Source organism: Clostridium sp. UBA5119 (genome assembly GCF_002414285.1).
Lineage (GTDB): Bacteria > Bacillota > Clostridia > Clostridiales > Clostridiaceae > Clostridium_J > Clostridium_J sulfidigenes.
Genome location: NZ_DHYX01000089.1, coordinates 11,204 through 14,708 on the forward strand (window position 1 = coordinate 11,204; position 3,505 = coordinate 14,708).

General features: G+C 29.6%; 4 protein-coding genes. All 4 read right to left on the minus strand.

What is annotated here, in order from left to right; translation table 11 throughout:
• Positions 1-648 (minus strand): ROK family protein (locus tag B2671_RS13805; RefSeq protein WP_346870924.1); only part of this gene is annotated, 648 nt, incomplete at its 3' end.
• A gap of 105 nt (positions 649-753) precedes the next feature.
• Positions 754-1,512, minus strand: coding sequence for a YdcF family protein (locus B2671_RS13810; protein ID WP_346870925.1), 759 nt, complete (start codon positions 1,510-1,512; stop codon positions 754-756).
• The gene (locus B2671_RS13815) at positions 1,505-1,960 is read right to left on the minus strand and encodes a VanZ family protein (RefSeq protein ID WP_346870926.1); all 456 of its coding nucleotides are present in this window, start codon (positions 1,958-1,960) and stop codon (positions 1,505-1,507) included. The genes B2671_RS13810 and B2671_RS13815 overlap by 8 nt, the downstream gene beginning before the upstream one ends.
• Positions 1,961-1,981: 21 nt before the next feature.
• On the minus strand, positions 1,982-3,379 hold the full coding sequence (locus B2671_RS13820; protein ID WP_346870927.1) for a Sapep family Mn(2+)-dependent dipeptidase: 1,398 nt from the start codon (positions 3,377-3,379) through the stop codon (positions 1,982-1,984).
• Positions 3,380-3,505: the final 126 nt, after the last annotated feature.

Here is a 3,505-nt window from a genome sequence, read left to right on the forward strand (position 1 = left end):
AATACTATTTAAATTACCTTTAACTTCAGTCATAATTGCTGAATCATTTCCTTCTTCAATCAGTTTTCTTGCATGCTTTATTATAGCTGTAGATGAGGAAAAAGTTTCTAAACATCCATTTCTTCCACAATTGCAATTATAATAATTTTCACCCACTATCATATGCCCAATTTCAGAACCTATTCCATGAAACCCATCATATACCTGTCCATTAATTATTACGCCTCCACCAATACCGGTTCCTAATGTTAGTAAAACTCCCGTATGATAGCCTTTCATAGCTCCAACTACCAATTCAGCTACTCCAGCTACAGTAGCATCATTACCTACGAAAACCGGAATACTTAATTTCTCCTCAATAGCACTCTTAATATCTACATTATTCCACCTGAGATTTACACAATCAATTATGATTTGGCTTTTAGGATCCACTATTCCAGGTATGCCTATTCCTATACCTTGTATATGAGATTTAGGTATATTATTAACATTTATAGTCTTAGAAATCAAAGCTATTATATCTTCAATAATGTCATTGAATCCGCTTTCCCTTTTAGTAGGAATTGAATCTTTGAATATTAACCTATTTTCACTATCCACAATACCAATCCCTACGTTAGTTCCCCCTAAATCTATTCCAATATACATATAAATCTCCTCCTATAGATCCCAATATACATATTATTAAATTAATTAAATTAATTACGTTAATACTTATCAATAATAAAATCAACATACAGTTACTGTTTAACTTTATTTCATATAATGATAAATTAACTCCTTTATATAAGCAAAACTTTCTCTTACATAAAAATTCAATGATGTAATTATTTCATTTTTAGCACTATAACAATATATCTTTAATCCCGTATTAATTCCTATGTACTTAGCTCTAAACATGTGGAATCTATTGGTTATTAATGTAACACTTATATTGTCCTTTTCTTTACTTTTATTCTCCATTATTATTTTTGAAAACTTAAAATTCTCATAGGTATTAGTAGACTTTTCTTCCATTATAATATTATTCTCATCTACTCCATTACTTACTAAATATCTCTTCATAGCAAGAGCTTCAGTGATATCCTCATCTTTACCCATGCCGCCACTAACTATAATAGGTATATTATCATGGATTTTATTATATTCTACAGCTTTATCTAGTCTAAAACGTAAAGATTTAGATATTTGTTCCTTATTTATTCCAGCTCCTAATACTAAAACATAATCTGTAATACTGTCATCCTCAATAGTGCCAGTATATATAATTAATCCTTCCAATACAAAAAAAATTATAAGACCTATAGAAACAAATGCAGTTAATACTTTTCCCCATGAATTTTCTATAAGGTTATTTTTTAAAATCCAATGAGTTATATAACTCAATATAGCTACTATTAACCAGAACCATGCAAAGGCTATATGGAAGTTAAATATCTTTAAAATACAATAATATACAATAGCAAACCATCCTATGTACACAAATATGTGGCATAATTTAAACTTATTCATAAAAATGTCCTCTTTTCACTATTTTTATATGGGTAGCTATATAGTTTACTATAAAGAATGTAACCACACCACTAAAATCAATTAGTACATCTCTTACTTCAGAGCTCCTACCTACAATAAAACTTTGCAAGAACTCATCGCTTAAAGCCACTAATACACAAGATAATAGAATAAAAGAGTTATTTTTCTTCTCATTGAAAGCCCCACAGGTGATGGTAACTAAACCACCCAAAATGAAATATTCTGTAAAATGAGCTCCCTTCCTAACTATCACAGTAAATACTTCCTCCTTAGATTCATCTAATTTCAAAGTACTTAATATAACATTTACTATTTTAGAGCTAGAACTTGAAGATTCCACCGCCGGTTGAGATGACATATAAAATATAAAGCTAATCCAGAAAATAGTTATAAGCAATAGTATGTTTTTTTTCTTAATATCCTCCACCCCTTTCAACAATTTTAAATTTTATTTCAATAGTTCATATATAGCCATCGCGTATATTTCTACTAAATCCATAAATTCATCCAAAGTAATAAACTCATCAACTGCATAATCTAACCCCTTATTTCTAGGAAGTATAGGTCCAAAGGATACCAGATTACTCAAGACTCTTGCATAGGTTCCTTTTGAACTTACGTAAGGCTGTGAATCTTCATCACCAGTAACTTCTCTATAAGCCTTCATAAGTTTTTTTACTACAAAGCTATCTTTAGAAAAGGAAACTGACCTTAGATGACTTAGATTTTTTATTTTAAGAGAAGAATACTTGAAACCATCTTTAACTAATTCTAATACATCACTATATACATATGATATAGGATAGTTGATATTAACCTTTATATCAACTCTATCACTAGTTAAATTTATGGTGCTCACATTAAAAGTAAAGTTACCAGAATCTTCATCTTGTAATTTACAATTTATTTTTTCTCCATTATATGAAGTAGAAATTAATCTATTATATTCATGAACAAATTCTCTTTTATCAATAAACTCTTCAAAATTCTCAAGAAACTTAAGTCCATAGGATATGGCATTTACTCCTTTATCTGGGTTGTTACTATCAGCTTCCTTACCTATAAATTCTATATTCATAAGTTTATTTTGGCTTATAGTTTCATATTTTATGTTTTCAAGTTTTGAAAACCTTTTTAGCTCCGTTTCAATTTTATCTTTAAATATATCTTCACAACTAAGTATAATACTAACTTTAGACGGTACAGTATCTATACTTTGTCCTCCAACTATTTGTACTATATTGATAGGGGCATCAAAGCCACCTGAAAATTCCATATGAAGATCAAAATTAATTATACCCTTTTCTCCATATATTACAGGAAATATACCATCTGGAGTAAACCCTATATCTGGAGCTACTTCATATTCCTTATAATAATTTATGCTTTTTATTCCTGTCTCCTTATCCGCCCCCACAATCATTCTAATTTTTTTTCCTTCTGGAATTAAAGCTTCATCCTTTAAGAATTTCATAGCGTATAGACAAGCTATTAAAGGTGCCTTTGCCTTTACAATACCTCGTCCATATATCTTACCATCATAAATTTCTCCTGAAAATGGGGGTTTTGTCCACCCTGTTCCTTCTTCATTCACATCTACATGACATAAAACACCAATTGTATAATCACCACATCCAGCATCTACTTGGCCACAGTATCCACAAAAGTTTTGACTTTTAAATCCCATATCTTTAGCTTTGTCTAACACAAACCTAAGGCTCTTGTGAACCTCTTCCCCGAAAGGCATATTAGGTTTTTTATGAGAAGCTACACTTCTTATTTTTACTAACTCTATTAAATCTTTTATAATATACTCTTTATTTTCATTTATATGTTCATTAAACATAAATAACTTTAGAAGTTTGTACCAATAAGTACTGTACTTACTAAAGTTCACCTCCTTATATTTGAAAAACTTTTATACCTTACAATAAATTGAGTTCTTTGCTTCAGATGGAGTTTTTACTCCCAT

What these genes read in the sequence shown, in the direction of transcription:
- B2671_RS13810 (WP_346870925.1), bottom strand. Translation starts at nt 1,512, where the DNA reads ATGAATAAGTTTAAATTATGCCACATATTTGTGTACATAGGATGGTTT.
- B2671_RS13820 (WP_346870927.1), bottom strand. Translation starts at nt 3,379, where the DNA reads ATGTTTAATGAACATATAAATGAAAATAAAGAGTATATTATAAAAGAT.